This window comes from Gluconobacter sp. P5E10 (genome assembly GCF_018812145.1).
Taxonomy (GTDB): domain Bacteria; phylum Pseudomonadota; class Alphaproteobacteria; order Acetobacterales; family Acetobacteraceae; genus Gluconobacter; species Gluconobacter cerinus.
This window is the reverse complement of the sequence record NZ_JACRVZ010000005.1, coordinates 1-16,388: the sequence shown is the minus strand read 5'-3', so window position 1 is coordinate 16,388 and position 16,388 is coordinate 1. Positions and strand designations below refer to the sequence as shown.

The 16,388-nt window shown below is 56.2% G+C and carries 15 protein-coding genes and 1 pseudogene; 5 read left to right on the top strand and 11 right to left on the bottom strand.

The annotated features are described in order from the left end of the window. Window positions 1-2 precede the first annotated feature (2 nt). Window positions 3-482, top strand: coding sequence for a hypothetical protein (locus tag KP707_RS11415; RefSeq protein ID WP_211503348.1), 480 nt, complete (start codon window positions 3-5; stop codon window positions 480-482). 131 nt (window positions 483-613) lie between these two features. On the opposite strand, the gene KP707_RS11410 is transcribed toward KP707_RS11415, so the two are convergent. The 3 genes from KP707_RS11410 to KP707_RS11400 form a co-directional block, all read right to left on the bottom strand. Further along, window positions 614-1,381 (bottom strand): hypothetical protein, encoded by a 768-nt coding sequence (locus KP707_RS11410; RefSeq protein ID WP_211503349.1) that lies wholly within the window; start codon window positions 1,379-1,381, stop codon window positions 614-616. Between the two features lie 59 nt (window positions 1,382-1,440). Continuing rightward, window positions 1,441-2,772, bottom strand: coding sequence for an NCS2 family permease (locus tag KP707_RS11405; protein ID WP_211503350.1), 1,332 nt, complete (start codon window positions 2,770-2,772; stop codon window positions 1,441-1,443). An 83-nt stretch (window positions 2,773-2,855) separates the two neighbouring features. Further along, window positions 2,856-4,958 (bottom strand): AsmA family protein, encoded by a 2,103-nt coding sequence (locus KP707_RS11400; RefSeq protein WP_373687802.1) that lies wholly within the window; start codon window positions 4,956-4,958, stop codon window positions 2,856-2,858. 113 nt (window positions 4,959-5,071) lie between these two features. Here KP707_RS11400 and KP707_RS11395 point away from each other — a divergent pair, with 113 nt between their 5' ends. Then, the gene (locus tag KP707_RS11395) at window positions 5,072-5,527 is read left to right on the top strand and encodes a biliverdin-producing heme oxygenase (protein WP_252348872.1); all 456 of its coding nucleotides are present in this window, start codon (window positions 5,072-5,074) and stop codon (window positions 5,525-5,527) included. A gap of 85 nt (window positions 5,528-5,612) precedes the next feature. Here the strand turns inward: KP707_RS11395 and KP707_RS11390 are convergent, their stop codons facing one another. The 7 genes from KP707_RS11390 to efp all read right to left on the bottom strand — a co-directional run bounded on the left by KP707_RS11390 (window position 5,613) and on the right by efp (window position 13,267). Next, on the bottom strand, window positions 5,613-7,007 hold the full coding sequence (locus KP707_RS11390) for a glycosyltransferase family 2 protein (RefSeq protein WP_211503353.1): 1,395 nt from the start codon (window positions 7,005-7,007) through the stop codon (window positions 5,613-5,615). A 9-nt stretch (window positions 7,008-7,016) separates the two neighbouring features. Further along, window positions 7,017-8,819, bottom strand: coding sequence for a translation elongation factor 4 (gene lepA, locus KP707_RS11385; RefSeq protein WP_086633035.1), 1,803 nt, complete (start codon window positions 8,817-8,819; stop codon window positions 7,017-7,019). Between the two features lie 83 nt (window positions 8,820-8,902). After that, on the bottom strand, window positions 8,903-9,904 hold the full coding sequence (locus KP707_RS11380; RefSeq protein ID WP_211503354.1) for a peptidoglycan -binding protein: 1,002 nt from the start codon (window positions 9,902-9,904) through the stop codon (window positions 8,903-8,905). A 2-nt stretch (window positions 9,905-9,906) separates the two neighbouring features. Then, entirely contained in the window at window positions 9,907-11,055 is a 1,149-nt protein-coding gene (locus tag KP707_RS11375) for a flagellar motor protein MotA (protein WP_211503355.1), read from the bottom strand. A gap of 17 nt (window positions 11,056-11,072) precedes the next feature. After that, complete coding sequence (locus KP707_RS11370; RefSeq protein WP_211503356.1) at window positions 11,073-11,810, bottom strand: OmpA family protein; 738 nt, start codon at window positions 11,808-11,810, stop codon at window positions 11,073-11,075. Between the two features lie 60 nt (window positions 11,811-11,870). Beyond that, window positions 11,871-12,698, bottom strand: coding sequence for an inositol monophosphatase family protein (locus KP707_RS11365; RefSeq protein ID WP_064274968.1), 828 nt, complete (start codon window positions 12,696-12,698; stop codon window positions 11,871-11,873). Window positions 12,699-12,700: 2 nt separating this feature from the next. After that, window positions 12,701-13,267, bottom strand: a complete 567-nt coding sequence (efp, locus tag KP707_RS11360) for an elongation factor P (RefSeq protein WP_046901304.1) — start codon at window positions 13,265-13,267, stop codon at window positions 12,701-12,703. Window positions 13,268-13,483: 216 nt separating this feature from the next. On the opposite strand from efp, the gene KP707_RS11355 reads away from it, so the two are divergent. After that, entirely contained in the window at window positions 13,484-13,798 is a 315-nt protein-coding gene (locus tag KP707_RS11355) for a carboxymuconolactone decarboxylase family protein (protein WP_046901305.1), read from the top strand. 160 nt (window positions 13,799-13,958) lie between these two features. On the opposite strand, the gene KP707_RS11350 is transcribed toward KP707_RS11355, so the two are convergent. After that, on the bottom strand, window positions 13,959-15,008 hold the full coding sequence (locus KP707_RS11350; RefSeq protein ID WP_211503357.1) for a lysine-2,3-aminomutase-like protein: 1,050 nt from the start codon (window positions 15,006-15,008) through the stop codon (window positions 13,959-13,961). A gap of 52 nt (window positions 15,009-15,060) precedes the next feature. On the opposite strand from KP707_RS11350, the gene epmA reads away from it, so the two are divergent. Further along, window positions 15,061-16,056 (top strand): EF-P lysine aminoacylase EpmA, encoded by a 996-nt coding sequence (epmA, locus tag KP707_RS11345; RefSeq protein WP_211503358.1) that lies wholly within the window; start codon window positions 15,061-15,063, stop codon window positions 16,054-16,056. A gap of 107 nt (window positions 16,057-16,163) precedes the next feature. Then, window positions 16,164-16,388, top strand: a pseudogene (locus KP707_RS11340) (hypothetical protein); the annotation flags it as partial.

The window sequence follows — 16,388 nt, the reverse complement described above, 5'->3', positions numbered from 1 at the left end:
TCATGGAAGGTCTTGACGTCGGACAACTCAAGCATCTGGTGGTGGAACCAGCCCTTGCAGCGCTCGGACTGGGCGGGACAGCAGCCGTTAATCTTCTGACGGGCACGGCATTGGCTGAAAGCAGAGGAGCTTACGTAAAGCAGATTGGGGGAGGGCCAGCGCTGGGGCTGTGGCAAATGGAACCTGCAACCCACGACGATTGCTGGGCTAACTTTCTGCGTTTCCCGGTTGGGCAGCCATATGCTGGTATTCTGGAAAACATGCTGGCTCATGATCTGCCACGCAGTGCGCAGATGGTCAGTAATTTACGATATGCCTGTGCGATGGCGCGAATCCGGTTTTACCGTGTTCGGGAAGCACTGCCTGCTCCGCAGGATCCGTTTGCCTTAAGCCGGTATCACAAGGTGCATTACAACACCCCGCTCGGCGCGGCAGACCCTATGGCCAATGTCGATTATTTCAGGAGAGCTGTTCAGGCTTAAAGCGAGAGCGATGCCGGGGACCTGTATGCATCACGCTCCCGACATCGCAGGTTTACCTTAGATCGGTATATTATGACCGAATAGTGGCGTAGCTGAATATGCCAATTATTTAATCTGATTTTTATGGGTATTTAACGAAGCGCGAAAAGCCTGTTTTGGGGATTGCCCTGGAATGTCGCGGGACCAGTGTGGGACAGGCGCAGTCCCCGATGAAGCCAGACGCTTCCGCCGATTTTGAGCCATCGACGACAAAATGCGAAGTCTTCGGAGAGATATGTTCTCGTCTCCGGGTCAATCATGCAGTCAAACAGGGCAAAAGGCTGCTGTGGGACCGAAGGATCGGTGAGATGGCCACTTTGTTGAGCATCGATGCGCTCGTATTCGGTCTCAGGATAGGCGCTCATCATCTGGCTAATGGTGGCGCGCGTCAGCAGCATGAAGCCGGTTCCGATGTAAGAAACGGAAGTAATTTCGGCTGGCGGTGAGGTGTCATACAGCGCAGAGCAGTCGCCAACATAGCGCAAACTGGCACTTTCCGGGGGTTCGCCCTCGTTCATGAACCGCTGGGTATTATGGTCCCAGTAGTGAGATTTGAGCGGGTAGGCTCCGCCGATAACCGGCTTTTCGGCGTTTAGAAGTGCTTGAATATCTGCAAACGAAAAACCAATGTCACTGTCTGCAAATAACAGGTGTGTGGCGTCTGTTTGGGTTATGAACTGGTGAAGAAGCGTATTGCGTGCCCGTGTAATCAAGGCGTCGCTTCCTAGTGTCGAGAGCGTCAGGCGAATATTGTGAGAAGGCGCTTCACTCATGCAGCTGATAATGGACTGCATGTATGCCTGGGTAACTGTTCCCCCAAAGCAGGGTGTCGCAATGAAGACGTGTAGGGCTGCGTTCATGGGGAGATAGTGTTCTATCTCCCCTTAAGAAAGGCTTAAAACTGAGCGGTCAAAGTTTGTTAGCCGCCCATGTGACTTTGCAGAACCATATAGAAAAGAAACGCAGCATCGAGGCCGAGCACAATTGGCGTAAGGCGTTTGAAGTCCCGCAATGCGAGGGCCAATCCCGTATAAAGCAGCAAGCCGCAGGACAGGCTGAGCATGAAGTTTCCGGTGATCCCGGCGATGAGCAGCATCGTGAGGGGCGGAATAGCATCGGACGGGTTGGAGGCCACGCGGTGGAGGCTGCCAAGCATATTGAGTCCGACCAGAACCAGAACAGGCGCCGTCGCGATAGCCGGGATAGCTGTAATCAGTGGCCAGAAAACGGAAGAAGCTGCGAAAAGCAGGGCGACGATCAGGGCGCTCAGGCCAGTTCGGCCTCCAGCTTCGACACCTGCGAGGCTTTCGACATAGGCTGAAACCGTACACGTCCCGAGGCTGGCCCCAATGATGCTGGCTGCGCCGTCAGATGCAAAAGCACGATGATCCAGCGCCGGTTTCTCTGGCGTTCCGTCCAGACCTGCACGATGGGCAACACTCATCATCGTTGCCGTCGCATCAAAAAAATCACTGATGAGGAAGTAGAGCGTGATGGGAACGAGAAGGCCGAGGTGGGAGAAAAAACCTGCAAAATCAAAAGGGAGAAACAGATTGGTGGGATAATGCGGCCAGTCTACCATATGCGTGGGCAGGGTCGTGATTGCGCCCTTATCAGTATGAATGAACAGGCCTGCCACGGTTAGTGTCAGAATCGCCAGAAGAAGCCCGGCGGGTACTCTCAGAACCACGAGAACGGCACAGAGAAGCACGCCAGCTAGGCTGAGAATAACGGACGGATCACTCAGAGAACCGAACGTCAGCCCCTGAGCCGTAGGGACGGCAATGCCACTGGTGGTGAGGCCGATGCGTGCGATGAAAGCACCCAGCGCGACTTGAATGCCCAGGACAATTGAAGGCGGAAACCCGCGGATAATGCGCTGGCGTATCTGGCTGAGAGAAAGTGCTGTGAAGCACAGACCGCTGAAAAGGACGACTGTAAAGGCGGTCCGTGGGCTCACATGGGCCTGCTGAACGACAACCTGCGCGAACAGAACGTTGCTGCTCATGGCCGGAGCTAGAGCGATTGGCAGTCTCGCCCACAAAGCCATGAGCAATGTGCCAGCGACTGCTCCTGCAATCGTGGTCATGACCATGTCGTGGCGATCCAGTCCCGCCGCCGACAGAATGGCTGGATTGACAGCGACGATATAGGCCATGGCCCCGAAAACCGTCAGGCCAGCGATGATCTCACGCGGAACGGTGGAGCCGCGGGCGGAAATATGAAACCAGCGGTCGAGTGTGGACAGCAACGATCAGGCACTCCGGCGGGAATGAAAATTTTGCTCAGCTATAGTGAAAAAAGTTCATTCCGCCATGGGGCCTTGGTGATTTTTCATTTCGGGTTCGTTTTTTGAGCCCATGCTTTTTTGACCTGAGCGGGTGTCAGGCGCTTCGCAGGCTTGCCAGAAGATGCCGCCTTTGACGGATGTGGCACACTGCTTGCTCCACCTCCTGTTGTACCGCCAGGCGCAATTCCTGCAGCCGGGTTGGTGTTGGCTTCTCGTACCGCACGTTCACAGGCTGAACCTTCCCCAACACCCAGTTGAATCGTTGGGATGAGTGCAGCAGGCGGGAAGAGAACACCAAGGCCTACGGACGCTGCAACACGCCCTACCAGTTCTGCGCCGGGCAGAATATTGGGGCCGCTGAGAGGGCCAAAAATATGCACTGCGCCTGGAAGAGAGAGGATCTGCGGGTGAATTGAGCGGGTGGTGACAGCATAGTCGAGAGTATCGTTGTGGAAATTGACTGTTCCCGTTCCGGTCGTGCGGGTGGTTTCTGTCTGGAGCAGTAAAGACTTGGTTTTCAGAATGCCGCTGTCCAGCGGCATATCAGCGACAAGACATTCAAGTCTCGATCGGTTTGGAATTCCAAGAGCGGACAAAACTGCTGATCCCAGCTTTAGCCCCAGCAGATCTGGGAGAAGAGCCGTAACGTCTCCGCCCCGATCCAGCACAAGTGTGGTTCCGCCATCTCCGTTCGCGACCAGCGATGCGACGGAATTTCCTGTTGATGTCAGCGTGACATGGCCACCGATTGTTCCCTCACCTTTGAAGGTGTCAGTTGCTTTCATGATCTGCGAGAGGGGGAGGCGAGAAACATCAAGACGAAACTTGGTCCGGAACTGCTCATTCTTCGTTGGTTCCAGGGTCGCAGCGGCGCTGATTTTCCCGGATCCTGTCGCAAAAGTCAGATGTTTCAGATCAATGGCGCCGTCTTTGACGTCGAACTCCGTATCAATGTTGTCCAGCGGCAGGTCTTTGTTGCGAATATGATCACCGTGATAGGTCACGTGGGCATTCACGGCATTCAGCTTGGGAACATTGATTTTCTGATCGGGCAGCACGCTTTTGCTTGGAGGAGCGGTTTTCTTTGGCTCGCCCGTTTTCGCACCAATGAATCCTCCGAGATCCGCCAGATCGACTGAGCGCGAGTGTAGGGCAGCCTCAACGAAAGGTGGTTTCAGGTGGGGATTGACGTTGATGTCTCCACCAATGTCAGACGATCCCATCTTCCCTTCAAATTTCTGGAAACGAATGGCATTTTCGGAATATCCGAGGTTACCCGTGATGCTGTAGGCCGGAGTGTGCGGCACAGGAACACCCGTCAGTCCATAAAGCAAAGACATGTCTGGGCCCGCGAAGTGAAGGGCGAGCTTTGTTCCCTTGAAGTGCAGTGGGTCGTCGACCGTTCCCTTGAGGGTTACGTAGGTTGGGCCGTTAGCGATACGCCCATCAATGGGGTACGGCTCAGCAGGCTTGGTGAGCGAGAGAAGAGCTCCACCAACAATGTGCCCGTTGATTGGTGCCTGAGCGTAGCGCCCCTTGAGATCAACGACGACGTTTCCTTTTTGATTGGCCTGAGCCGGTGTTGTGTGAACAAGCACGTGCATATCGGTTTTCAACTGAGCAAGTGCCAGATGAATGTCCGCATTCTGGATGTCGATTTCGCCGAGATCCGGTAGCGTTGTTGTGCTTGAGGATGAGGCTGATTGGTTATCTTTGGATGTGTCGCCGAACGTATAATTATTACGGCCGTTCATCAGGGAAATAATGTCCCCTCTCGGCGTATCCATGCGGATTACCGGGATAAAAAGGCCACGTCCGGTCAGGTAGCGCCAGACATCCACTTTCACTGTCAGGGATTTGGCAGACGCAAAGTCAGATTTTTCTTTTTCAAAGCCTTCGGGTTGGGAAATTTTCAGGTCATCGACCGTGACGCTGGTGCGCAGGCCGGGTGAAACGTGAAGATGAGCAATGCTGACCGGGCGATGCAATGCCGCCGAGGCTTTGCGATTAATGAGAGGTACGAACCAGTCCCATTGCCAGACAAGCACCAGAACGATGATGGCAATGGCGAGAGCGCCCAAAAAGCCGCCTGCTACTTTTAGAACAGGATGCTTGCGACGAACCTTTTGGGACGAGGCATCACTCATCATTGAAACTCCACATCACGAAAAATCTGGCCGAAGAAGAAATATGACTGCATTGGTATGAATACGATTTGCAGCCGACCCAGTTGCGCCTGAAGACATTAAGAGCGTGGAAAATGAGTGAGACCGTGAACGATATCAGAGCCGAGCATGATCCCCTGACAGCCTTGCGTCAGGTCAGTCGCACTGTGCATGAACGGGTCGATCAGGCGTATTCACGTTTCAATCTGTCAGATCCAACGTCTTATGGTGCCTTTCTGCAGGCCCATGCGAAGGTGTTACCTGTTGTGGAGCAGTGGCTTGCCACGCAGCATGATTTGCCAGCGTGGCGTGGTCGCACTGATCTTTTGCAACGCGATCTACAAACTCTTGGCCACTCACTACCCCCCGCGCTGGATTGGCACCCTCCAACAGGAGCGGGAGGTGCTCTGGGTGCTCTCTATGTGCTGGAAGGATCTCGCCTCGGTGGAAAGATGCTGTCAGCGCAGGTGGGGGAAGGGCTACCCCGGGAATATTTGTCGGCAGCGCATGAAAAAGGTGGCTGGCCCGCCTTCCTTCAGATGCTGCGTTAGCGACTTTTCACCGGGGATGCGACTTATCGGGCTGCGGTCATGGATGGTGTGACGGCAACGTTTGATCTGTTTCGGAAGGCGGCTGTTACGGACTGACGGGCCGGACGCTCAACGGAACGAGTCCTGGAAATATGACCGCCAACTGTTCTGCCTCTGCGGGAGAGAGCATGGCAATTGCACACCCCAGTGCAGTTGCATCAGGGGCAGGAAGTCTTTCAATGCCCCGAAGCAGCGCTTCCAGTGTGTGTCCGCCCTGACTCAGCACCATCAACGCCGTGAGGCGTGCGTAGAGCTCGGACGTGGCTTCCTGAGGGAACAGCGTGGGATCAGGGATTTCAAAATCGACACTCTGCCCCGTGATTGCAGAAGCCATACTCTGGTCTTCTGGGCGGAAACGTAAGGGAACGGCTGCGAGAAGTGATGGAGAGCCTGTGATGGTCAGGCACGGCGCCTGGCAGGGGCGTTCAGGAAAAAGAAATGCAGGATATGGCGAGACTGAACTGGCCTCGACAGCAAGGATCATCCGGACATGCCGGGTAGGGTCTAGATCACTCGCTGGAAGGGCAATGAGTTGCTCTGTGTGAAGGTCCAGCACGAACGGCTGTGTCTCACTGAACGCGTAAAATTGAAAATCAGGAAACGTACCGTCATCTTCCGCAGAAAGCGCGGAGGCACTGAGACCAAGCTTTTCCAATGTATTTTCGTCATGCTGGACCACAGTCTGACGAAGGCGCCAGTAAAGGTCAGTCAAACCTGACTGAACAAGCGAGGCGGCAATTCGGCGCGTTTCAGGTAGCCAGCGCTGCGGTCCTGTTTCTAATGCATCATTGCGATCAAAATGTTTCCAGGCCTCTTCTGGCGTTTCACTTGAACCGCGTTGGAAAAAGCTCTGGCGATCGCCTGCTGCGTAATGAAGAACGCGTGCCTGAGACCAGTCAGGATGAGAACTGATATGTCCGAAAGGGTCAGGCAAAGCGCTTTCGAACCGGTCAGCCGGTAAAAGGGTTCGCGTGACTCTGTGGTCAGCACTCTCAAGAAGTGCGTGATGCGTGAAGGCTTGGCTCGGTGCAAAGGGCGACGGTGTTTCATGGCCATTGGAACCAAACAGACACCAGTTTACCTGAATGGGCTGCCCATTTGCCGAACCCAGAAACTCTTCAAGAGACGAGGCCTGTTCAAGATGCAGATATTCGTCTGCGGCTAGAATCATCATCCACTCGAATTCGGTGCGCCCATGTTCAAAAACACCCTTTTGAAAGGCTGTCTGGCGCTCCAGACGATCGGGGATGGTCTTGTCCGATCGTTGAAGACGAATGTCGTAAAATGAAGCGGCATTGGAAAGAAGAGTCCAGGTGCCGTCAGTTGAATGATCGTCGCAGACGATCAGTGTTGAGAACCCAATCGTGGCATGGTGACTGAGCCACCAGCCGATGTTGTCGGCCTCGTTATGGACGAACAGGACAGCGGCTGTTTTGGGCATAAGGCTGGGTTAATCCATTTTGAGGGCTGCGAGGAAGGCACTCTGCGGAATTTCGACCTTACCAAACTGTCTCATCCGTTTCTTGCCTTCTTTCTGCTTGTCCAGAAGTTTGCGCTTACGGGAGATGTCACCACCATAGCATTTTGCCGTCACGTCCTTGGAGAGCGCGCCAATGGTTTCACGGGCGATGACCTTGGAGCCGATAGCGGCCTGAATAGCGATCTTGAAGAGCTGCTTGGGGATCAGATCCTTGAGCTTGCCGCAAATGGCACGACCACGTGTCTCTGCCACGGTGCGGTGAGCAACGAAGGACAGCGCATCCACTGGCTCATGATTGACCAGAATGGAAATGCGGACCAGGTCGCTCTCTTCGTATCCATCAACCTGATAGTCGAAGGACGCATATCCGCGGGTCAGGGATTTCAGACGATCATAGAAGTCAAACACAACTTCATTGAGCGGAAGACGATAGACGGCCATCGCACGGTTGCCGACATACGTGAGATCGACCTGAATACCGCGACGTTCTGAACAGAGTGTCAGCACGGAACCCAGATATTCATCCTGAACCATGATCGTAGCCTTGATCCAGGGCTCTTCAATGGTTTCGATTTGGGCGGGATCGGGCATGTCTGCAGGATTATGCAGTTCTTCCTTCGTGCCGTTCGTCAGCGTCATGCGATAGACGACAGACGGCGCGGTGGCGATCAGATCCAGATTGAATTCGCGGGAGAGGCGTTCCTGGATGATCTCCAGATGAAGTAGTCCGAGGAAGCCGCAGCGGAAGCCGAAACCAAGAGCGGCAGAGCTTTCCGCCTCGAAGTGGAAAGATGCATCGTTCAGGCGCAGCTTACCGAGGCTGTCACGCAGCTTTTCGAAGTCGTCGGCGTCGATCGGGAAGAGGCCGCACCACACCACAGGGATGGAAGGCTTGAAGCCTGCAAGCGCCTTTTCGGCCGGCTTGCGATCCAGGGTAATAGTGTCACCGACCGCGACGTCCGCAACGGTTTTGATGGCTGCATTAATGAAGCCCATCTCACCTGGGCCAAGCTCATCAACGTTGGTCATCTTGGGAAGGAACACACCAACCTGATCAACGTGATAGGTCGAGCCGGCCTGCATCATACGAATGCGGTCACCGCGCTTGACGGTGCCATTCATGACGCGAATCAGAATGATGACGCCGAGGTAAGCATCGTACCAGCTATCCACCAGAAGAGCCTGAAGCGGTGCTGAACGGTCACCCTTCGGCGCAGGCAGACGCGTTACAAGTGCTTCAAGGACGCCTTCGATGTTGATGCCGGTTTTGGCGCTGATTTCCACAGCGTCGTCTGCCGGGATGCCAATGACCTCTTCGATCTGCGTGCGAACACGCTCCGGCTCGGCTGCCGGAAGGTCGATCTTGTTCAGGACTGGTACAATTTCGTGGTTCGCGTCGATCGCCTGATAGACGTTTGCCAGCGTCTGGGCTTCCACGCCTTGGGACGCATCCACAACCAGCAGTGACCCCTCACAGGCGGCAAGCGAGCGACTGACTTCATATGCAAAGTCAACGTGGCCCGGCGTATCCATGAGGTTCAGCGTGTAGATGTTCCCATCTTTGGCCGGGTACGTCAGGCGAACCGTCTGTGCCTTGATGGTAATGCCGCGCTCCTGCTCCAGCTCCATCGAATCGAGGACCTGAGCTTTCATCTCACGAGCCGTGAGAGCGCCACAGGCCTGGATCAGGCGGTCTGCAAGCGTCGATTTACCGTGGTCGATATGCGCAATGATCGAGAAATTGCGAATGAGGGAGAGCGGGGTTTCGGTCATGGCAGGTTACATACGGGATTATCGCAGGAATGTCAGCAGACCTGCGGAAAAGCCTGCCTTCGTGAAAAGGCAGGCAAGGGGAATCAGCGATCCGTCAGACGGAACTCGATCCTGCGGTTGCGGGCGTATGCCGCTGGCGTACTGGCTGCGTCAAGCGGCTGGAAGTCTGCAAACCCTGTTGCTGCCAGATGATGCGGGTCCACACCCTCGGCAATCAGAAGTTTCACAACAGTGATGGCCCGTTCAGAGGACAGCTCCCAGTTGCTCGGAAAAGCGCTGTGAATAGGCTGTCTGTCTGCATGGCCGTCAATGCGCAGAATCCATGGGATATCTGCGGGAATGGTTGAAGACACCTGTTTGAACGTCTTTGCCAGAGTAGTGATTTCTTTTTTGCCCTCACTGGTCAGATCAGCGCTGCCCTGAGGGAAAAGAATTTCTGACTGAAAGACAAATCGGTCTCCTACGACGTTCACGCCCTTCTGGTTCTTCAGGATATCACGCAGGCGGCCAAAGAATTCTGAGCGATATCGTTTGAGCTGGTTCACTTTGTCGGCCAAGGCGACGTTCAGCTTGTTTCCAAGATCCTGAATCTGCGTGTCTTTGGCCTGCTCGTTCTTTTTCTCGATATCGAGGGCATTGCTGATGGCCTGAAGCTGGCGTGTCAGCTCCTCGATCTGAGCCTGTAGGTCCGAGATTTTGCTGTTCTGCTGCTGGCTTGCGCTGTCAGCAGAGGCAAGGGCCTGATCTTTGGACTGAAGCTGGCCATTCAGAAGAGCCATCTGTCCGGCCAAAGCCTTGAGCTGGTCTTCGTTCTTCTGCTTGTCATTGGCCAGGCTGGCGACCGTCGCATTCAGGGATTTGTTCTTGTCTTCCGTCATGGAGAGCATGTGTGACAGCTCAGCCAACTGCTTCTGCAAAGCGTCTAGCGTGTGCTCGCGTCGCATCAGGGCGACGGACAAAAACTGTTGTCCCACCACAAAGACCAGAAGAACGAACGTGACGACCATCAGCAGTGTGGACAGAGCGTCCACATAGCCGGGCCAGGCATCCAGGGCGTTGTTGGGTCCGCGTCTGCGCCGGGCCATGGTCAGTCCTGCCTGCTGGAAGTGCCGTTTGCGGTGCCGGAGGCCGCAGCGATGGTCCGCGCGAGAAGGCGCAGGTCATTGCGAATTTCACCGACGGTTTGGGCGCGACCTTGGTGCAGTTCTTCAACGAGACGGGAAAGATGGCTCTCAATCCGCAGAAGCGGCGTACCTTGCGAGCCCGGTTGACCCTCTTCACCCATCTGGCGAAGGAGCGGAACGAGGGCTGCATTCGTCTCAGCCGTGCGGGTCATGATCTGCTGATTGGCTTTCAGAAGTTCAGTCATGCCGCGCAGACGCTCTTGCAGGCTATCCAGCAGCTGAACCTCACGGACGCGGGCTTCTTCACTACGGGAAACGGCGTTCTGAAGCGTTTCAAGATTTTCCGCTGTCTGCTCGAGAAGGGCCTGCACATAGGCTGGGATCGGAGCCCCGTCGCTCTCAATGCTTGTGCCGCCGCTGACGCGTGTAACGCCCGCAAGCCATTCTTCCAGCTCATTGAAGAAGCGGCTTTGTGCCTGACCGGCTGTCAGATCCAGGAAGCCAAGAACCAGCGCTCCTGCCAGGCCGAACATGGAACCCGAGAATGCGGTCGACATACCAGCCAATGGACCGGCAAGGCCTGTCTTAAGCTGGTTGAACATGGCGTCGAGATCGCCGTTACCCGCTGACATTCCACCGATCACAGAAGCAATGGAACTCACGGTCAGAAGCAGGCCGTAGAACGTGCCGAGAAGCCCCAGGAAAATCAGCAACTGCGTCATATAACGCGAAATTTCGCGGCTCTCATCCAATCGGGACGAGAGACTGTCCAGCATGGCCTGGGTGGTCTGGGTCGAGAGGGTCAGGCGGTCCGTGCGACTGCGTGCGGCCAGCATGCTCGCCATTGGGGCGAGCAGTTTGGGCGGGTTTGGAGCTGCAAGCCCTGCGCGGGGCTGGCGGAGCATTTCCACCCAGCGAACTTCCGGCATGAGCCGCTGGACAACGCGCAGGTTCCAGATAATTCCCAAAATCAGAACGCCCAGAATGACGGCATCCAGCTTCGGGTTGGCATTGAAGGCGTTCAGGAGCGTCTTGGCCATAGACGCTGCGAGAAGCGCAACGGCGGCGAGAAAGACGCCCATACGCAGAAGGAAGGTGGTGGGACGGGTCACGGCGGGTCTTTCCTGGCTTATGGCGTGCCGTTTGCCGGGGTTGCGGAATCGGAGGGCGGCGGATTTTGCTCAGTGACGATATCGAGACGGTCAGCCGGATTGGCATCGCCCTTGTCCGGACGTCCCATGGCGCGGGGATACAGACGCGTGGTTGCAACGCCAGCATTGATGAAAATGGAGCGTACAGCCAGTGCTCGTGCAAGGGAAATGCGCCTTGGCATTGAAATGTCATCACCTGGCACAGTGGCATAGGCTGTCAGGATGATACGTTTTTCAGGCTGATCCTTGAGTGAGGCGCCATAGGCCGTAAGGGCTTTGAGGCTCTCATCGGTGAGATCTGAACTCGACGGCGCGAAAATCACGCGCAGTCCACCCTCTGGCAGAGCTGTCGTGCTGCTCTTCGCATCAGCAACGGCCTTGATATCAACCGGTGGAGCGGGCGCATGCGTCTGAATGGGGACGAAAGGCGGCGGCAGCACAACAGGTGGCGGCGGTGCTGCGGGAACGGCAGGAACCGTCGTTTTGCCTGTACCTGTAGGTGCAGAGGCGCTGTGCGGAGCCGTACTCCGCGATGGAGAAGGCGTCGCTGCGGCTCGATGAGTGGTCTGGGAAGGGACTGCAGGTTTTGCAACGGCAGTCGGTTTGCCACTGGGAAGATCATCCAGATTGCTGGTGACCTGGGCATGCGCCCCAGAAGGCTGAAGGCAGGCCAGAACGGCCGCCACTGAGAGGGAGGTTAGGATCGGCCTGTACATAGGGGACCGATCCTAACCGAGCGTTCCATCCTCCCGCAATGGGGCAGGAGAGACTTCTGCTTACTCCCGGTTCAAAGCCTCATGCACGATACCGCGCAGAGTGCCATGAAGCTGGGCATTTCCGGCGACAACATTGACGTCGTCGTCGAGGTCATGAAGCTCCTGTCCGTCCGGATCAGTGGCGTGGCCACCAGCTTCCCGAACGATCAGCAGGCCTGCTGCGCAGTCCCATGGCTTGATGCCGAATTCCCAGTAACCTTCGTAACGGCCAGCTGCGACCCATGCGAGATCAAGGGCAGCGGCGCCGAAGCGACGGATGCCTGCAACCTGCGGCATGAGAGCACCTAGAACGCGTGCGAAGGGCAGACGCTTGCTGCTGGGGACCTTTGCGAACGGAATACCTGTGGCGAACACGGCTTCCTGCATGTTCCGTCGTGCGGAAACGCGCAGGCGGCGCTCGTTCAGGAATGCGCCGATGCCTTTCTCAGCCCAGAACATTTCGTTGGCAGCAGGATTGTAAACCAGCCCGGAGACCAGTTCGACCGTACCATCCGGCAGGCGACGCTGAAGGCCAATGGAAATGGCCCAGTGCGGAATGCCGTGCAGGAAGTTCGTCGTGCCGTCCAGCGGATCGACAATCCAGCGCCACGTCCAGTTATCCCCGCCCGAGGGGCCTGATTCTTCCATGAGGAAGGCATAGCCTGGACGTGCGCGGGCGAGTTCTTCGCGGATGATGGTTTCTGCACGCAGGTCGGCCTGGGACACGAAGTCTCCCGGACCCTTGATGCTGACCTGAAGCTGCTCGACCTCTGCAAAATCGCGGAGCAGGCGGCGTGCTGCCTTCTGCGCTGCGTTCTGCATGACGGCCATGTGCGGGGAAAGACGCATGATCAGTCCTTGGCGCGCTCGACGTAGGACGCATCATCCGTACGGACAACGATGCGCTCGCCAGCTTCAATGAAAGGAGGAACCATGGTCTTCACGCCATTGGCGAGCATGGCTGGCTTGTAGGACGATGAGGCCGTCTGGCCTTTCACGACCGGGTCCGCTTCGGTGATTTCGAGCGTGACATGCGGCGGCAGGGTCACGCCAACGGCGTCGCCTTCCACAAGCTTGACGCTCAGTTCCATGTTGTCCTGCAGGAACGGAAGCTGGTCACCCAGGATATCGGTTGGCAGGATAACCTGCTCGAATGTTTCCGGGTCCATCAGAACAATGTTCTCACCGTCCATGTAGGAATAGGTGAAGTCCTTGTCTTCCGTGATCAGGCGCTCGACGGTGTCTGCGGTGCGCCAGCGCTCGTTCGTCTTGTTGCCCGTCTTCAGGTCACGCATTTCAACCTGAATAAACGCGCCACCCTTACCCGGGGTGATGATCTGCTGCTTGAGAACCGTCCAGCGACGGCCATCGTGCTCGATGACCTGACCGGCGCGGATAAGGTTGGCTTGTTGCTTCATGTGTTGTCCTGACCCTGCAATAGTGGGTTTCTTATCACGTCTTGTGGGCTTCTAGCGCCGTGAAGGGGATTTCGGCAAGGCGCAAGGCGGCCTGAGTGGGCTGAATAACTCAGGAAAGTGTGAAGGATGTCGCTCTTGGAGGAAAAGTGAGAGGGGTTCATGCTCGCAATGGCCCTGTCGTGCAGGCGGGGACGGATAACTCAGGGGCTTGCTCTCATGTACGACATGAAAAATCTTTCCCGTATTTCCCATCTCGAAGCGAACGCCAGCAAGGGGATGGACGCTTTCTGGCAGTTTGATCGCGCTGCATTTGAAGACGGAACTGTCAGCGCCCTGACCAAGCAGCTCGCTGCGGTTGCTGTCGCCCTGACCACGCAGTGCCCGTATTGTATCGAACTTCATGCCAAGGCTGCGCGTGAGGCAGGGGCAACAGACGCTCAGCTTTCAGAAATTGCTCTGGTGGCAGCGGCTATCCGTGCGGGTGGCGCCGTCACACATGCGACGCATCTGTTTCCGAAGACGGAAGGGTAAAGCTGGTGCTCGGGGCTGCGTCGCAGTTCGTTGGGTAAGCAGCTCCAAAAGTTCGCCGTTGGGCAATGCTCTATCGTATTGAGCGAGCCTGTCTGCGATTTAGACGGTTAACGTCCAAGGCTGAAGCAGGCTAGGATTTCGATGGCCTGAGCGATAGGCCTTAACCTTCAAAATCCGCAATTTCTCCTTGGGGTGTGCGGACTTTGCCCTTCTCGCCAGGCAACAGGTAATCCGGCCCCAGTGGGACTTTCCCTTTGCCATGGGGAATGTCGAGAACATATGTCGGCCATGCCAGGCCTGTGACGCGTCCACGAAGGCGGCCCAGCAAAGCCCGACCTTCTTCAACGGGAACCTGAAAGTGACTGGTTCCCGGTGCCGCGTCTAGGTGATGCAGGTAATAAGGCTTGATACGTGCCGCCACGAGAGCGCGCAATAGCGCCTCCAGAGAGGCTTCCGTATCGTTCACTCCCCTTAAGAGAACAGACTGGGACAGAACCGGAATAGCGCGCGAAAGAATGGCGCGAACTGCCTTGCGGGCCTCGTCTGTCATTTCCCGCGCGTGATTGATGTGCGCAACGACCCACATGGCGCGATCTGTTTCCATGGCATCCAACAGGTCCGGCGTAATGCGGGCCGGGTCTGCTACGGGAACACGGGAATGAATACGGATGGTCTCGATATGCGGAATCGCCGAGAGGGACTGAACGATATGTTTCAGTCGGCGTGGCGCGAGCATCAGAGGATCACCACCCGTCAGGATGATTTCGCGGATGGCGGGATGCATCCGAACCCAGTCAAGCGCAGTTTCAAGCTCTTTATCTGTCAGAAGGCCACCATCGGGGCCAACATGTTCACGTCGGAAACAGAAACGGCAGTAAAGTGGGCAGATCAACAGGGGCTTCAGAAGCGCGCGGTCTTCGTAACGATGTACGATCCCTTTGACGGGGGACAGCGCATCATCCCCAATCGGATCAACGGTTTCATAGGGCTGCGTGGTCAGTTCCCGGATGTCAGGGATGACCTGCTTTCCGATAGGGTCGTCTGAGGTTTCAATCAGTGCCTGAAACGCAGGTGGAATAGCTGTCGCAAAGTGGCTGCTGACAGCATCAAGGGTCGCTCTGTCGGCTTCCGGAGCCAGACCTGCCTGAATGAGATCAGATGGTGTGCGCAGCACATGCCGCTTGTTCGTGGTCTTGACCATATCGTGCATGTGGTGGCTCTAACGCTGGCTGGCTGTGTGTTGCAACAGGAACTCTTCCCTTATGACCCATTCCTCATCCGATCATGACCGGATTGCTGAACGCCTGCCGTTGCTCAGGCGCCGGGCTGCCATGGTGCAGGCTACGCGAAAATTTTTCGATGATCGTGGTTATCTGGATGTCGAAACGCCTTACGCGGTTCCGGTTCCGGGAGAAGAAGTGCATCTTCGCTGTTTCCGGACAGAACTGGAACAGCCTGATGGAGGTCGCGAAGCACGGTTCCTGCATACCAGCCCCGAATTTGCGATGAAACGAATTGTAGCGGCCACAGGGCTACCGATCTTCCAGCTAGCGCGGGTCTGGCGCAATGGAGAAAGCAGTTCCACGCATGTTCCGGAATTCACGATGCTGGAATGGTATGCGCCTGAAGCTGATCTTGCCGGCCTGATGGATGAGACGGAGGCTTACGTCAGGGCTCTTCTGCCGGAACAGGTCTATAGGGATGGAAGACTAATCCCCCTGTCTGTGCCCTTCGAACGTCTGACAATGCAGGCTGCTTTTGTACGATATGTCGGTGCAGATCTTTTGGCGACAGCCGGGAATGCAGAAGCTCTGGCGACACAGGCGGGCGCGGTGCTCAGAAACGGTGAGACCTGGGAAGATCTCTTTTTTCGCCTGCTTCTGGAGCGTGTCGAGCCTGTTATCGGTCGTGAAAGGCCTACTTTCCTGACGCACTGGCCTGCAGAGCAGGCGGCTCTTGCCCGCAAGGATCCGTCGGACGCGAGGGCAGCCTTGCGGTTTGAACTGTATATTGGTGGGATCGAGCTGGCGAACGCGTTCGAAGAATTGACGGATCCTGTGGAGCAGCGCGAACGTTTCGCTACAGATCGGCAACGAAGACTCGACATTTCGCCCGATCAGGACTGGCCGCTTGATGAAGCTTTTTTGACGGCATTGCCAGATATGCCATCATGTTCTGGTATTGCGCTGGGGTTTGACCGCCTCGTCATGCTTGCGACGGGGGCGCCTGCAATCCGTGACATTTTGTGGTTGGCATAGCCGTTTTGAAACTTGCAGGACTTTTAATCCGTTTCTATCTCCAAACGGGCTAGAACGTCTCACGAAGAAACATATCTGTGCTGGTCACACAGCCGGGGACAAAGAAAATGAAAAAGGCAAAGCTGCTTTCCGTCGTCGCTCTTCTGGCTCTTTCCGCCTGTGAGGTTCCTACCCTGCAGCAGCGTAAGGTCCTCGATTCGATGGTCGGGAAGTCTGAAGTGGACGTCATTCGCCAGTTTGGCGTACCGACCAAGGATTACCAGGCAGAAGGTCACTCGTTCCTCGCCTATATCGACAACCAGACCCAGTATTCCGGTGGTGGCGGCTGGGGT

What these genes read in the sequence shown, in the direction of transcription:
- KP707_RS11415 (WP_211503348.1), top strand. Translation starts at nt 3, where the DNA reads ATGGAAGGTCTTGACGTCGGACAACTCAAGCATCTGGTGGTGGAACCA.
- KP707_RS11410 (WP_211503349.1), bottom strand. Translation starts at nt 1,381, where the DNA reads ATGAACGCAGCCCTACACGTCTTCATTGCGACACCCTGCTTTGGGGGA.
- KP707_RS11400 (WP_373687802.1), bottom strand. Translation starts at nt 4,958, where the DNA reads ATGAGTGATGCCTCGTCCCAAAAGGTTCGTCGCAAGCATCCTGTTCTA.
- KP707_RS11395 (WP_252348872.1), top strand. Translation starts at nt 5,072, where the DNA reads ATGAGTGAGACCGTGAACGATATCAGAGCCGAGCATGATCCCCTGACA.
- KP707_RS11390 (WP_211503353.1), bottom strand. Translation starts at nt 7,007, where the DNA reads ATGCCCAAAACAGCCGCTGTCCTGTTCGTCCATAACGAGGCCGACAAC.
- lepA (WP_086633035.1), bottom strand. Translation starts at nt 8,819, where the DNA reads ATGACCGAAACCCCGCTCTCCCTCATTCGCAATTTCTCGATCATTGCG.
- KP707_RS11380 (WP_211503354.1), bottom strand. Translation starts at nt 9,904, where the DNA reads ATGGCCCGGCGCAGACGCGGACCCAACAACGCCCTGGATGCCTGGCCC.
- KP707_RS11370 (WP_211503356.1), bottom strand. Translation starts at nt 11,810, where the DNA reads ATGTACAGGCCGATCCTAACCTCCCTCTCAGTGGCGGCCGTTCTGGCC.
- KP707_RS11365 (WP_064274968.1), bottom strand. Translation starts at nt 12,698, where the DNA reads ATGCGTCTTTCCCCGCACATGGCCGTCATGCAGAACGCAGCGCAGAAG.
- efp (WP_046901304.1), bottom strand. Translation starts at nt 13,267, where the DNA reads ATGAAGCAACAAGCCAACCTTATCCGCGCCGGTCAGGTCATCGAGCAC.
- KP707_RS11355 (WP_046901305.1), top strand. Translation starts at nt 13,484, where the DNA reads ATGTACGACATGAAAAATCTTTCCCGTATTTCCCATCTCGAAGCGAAC.
- KP707_RS11350 (WP_211503357.1), bottom strand. Translation starts at nt 15,008, where the DNA reads ATGCACGATATGGTCAAGACCACGAACAAGCGGCATGTGCTGCGCACA.
- epmA (WP_211503358.1), top strand. Translation starts at nt 15,061, where the DNA reads ATGACCCATTCCTCATCCGATCATGACCGGATTGCTGAACGCCTGCCG.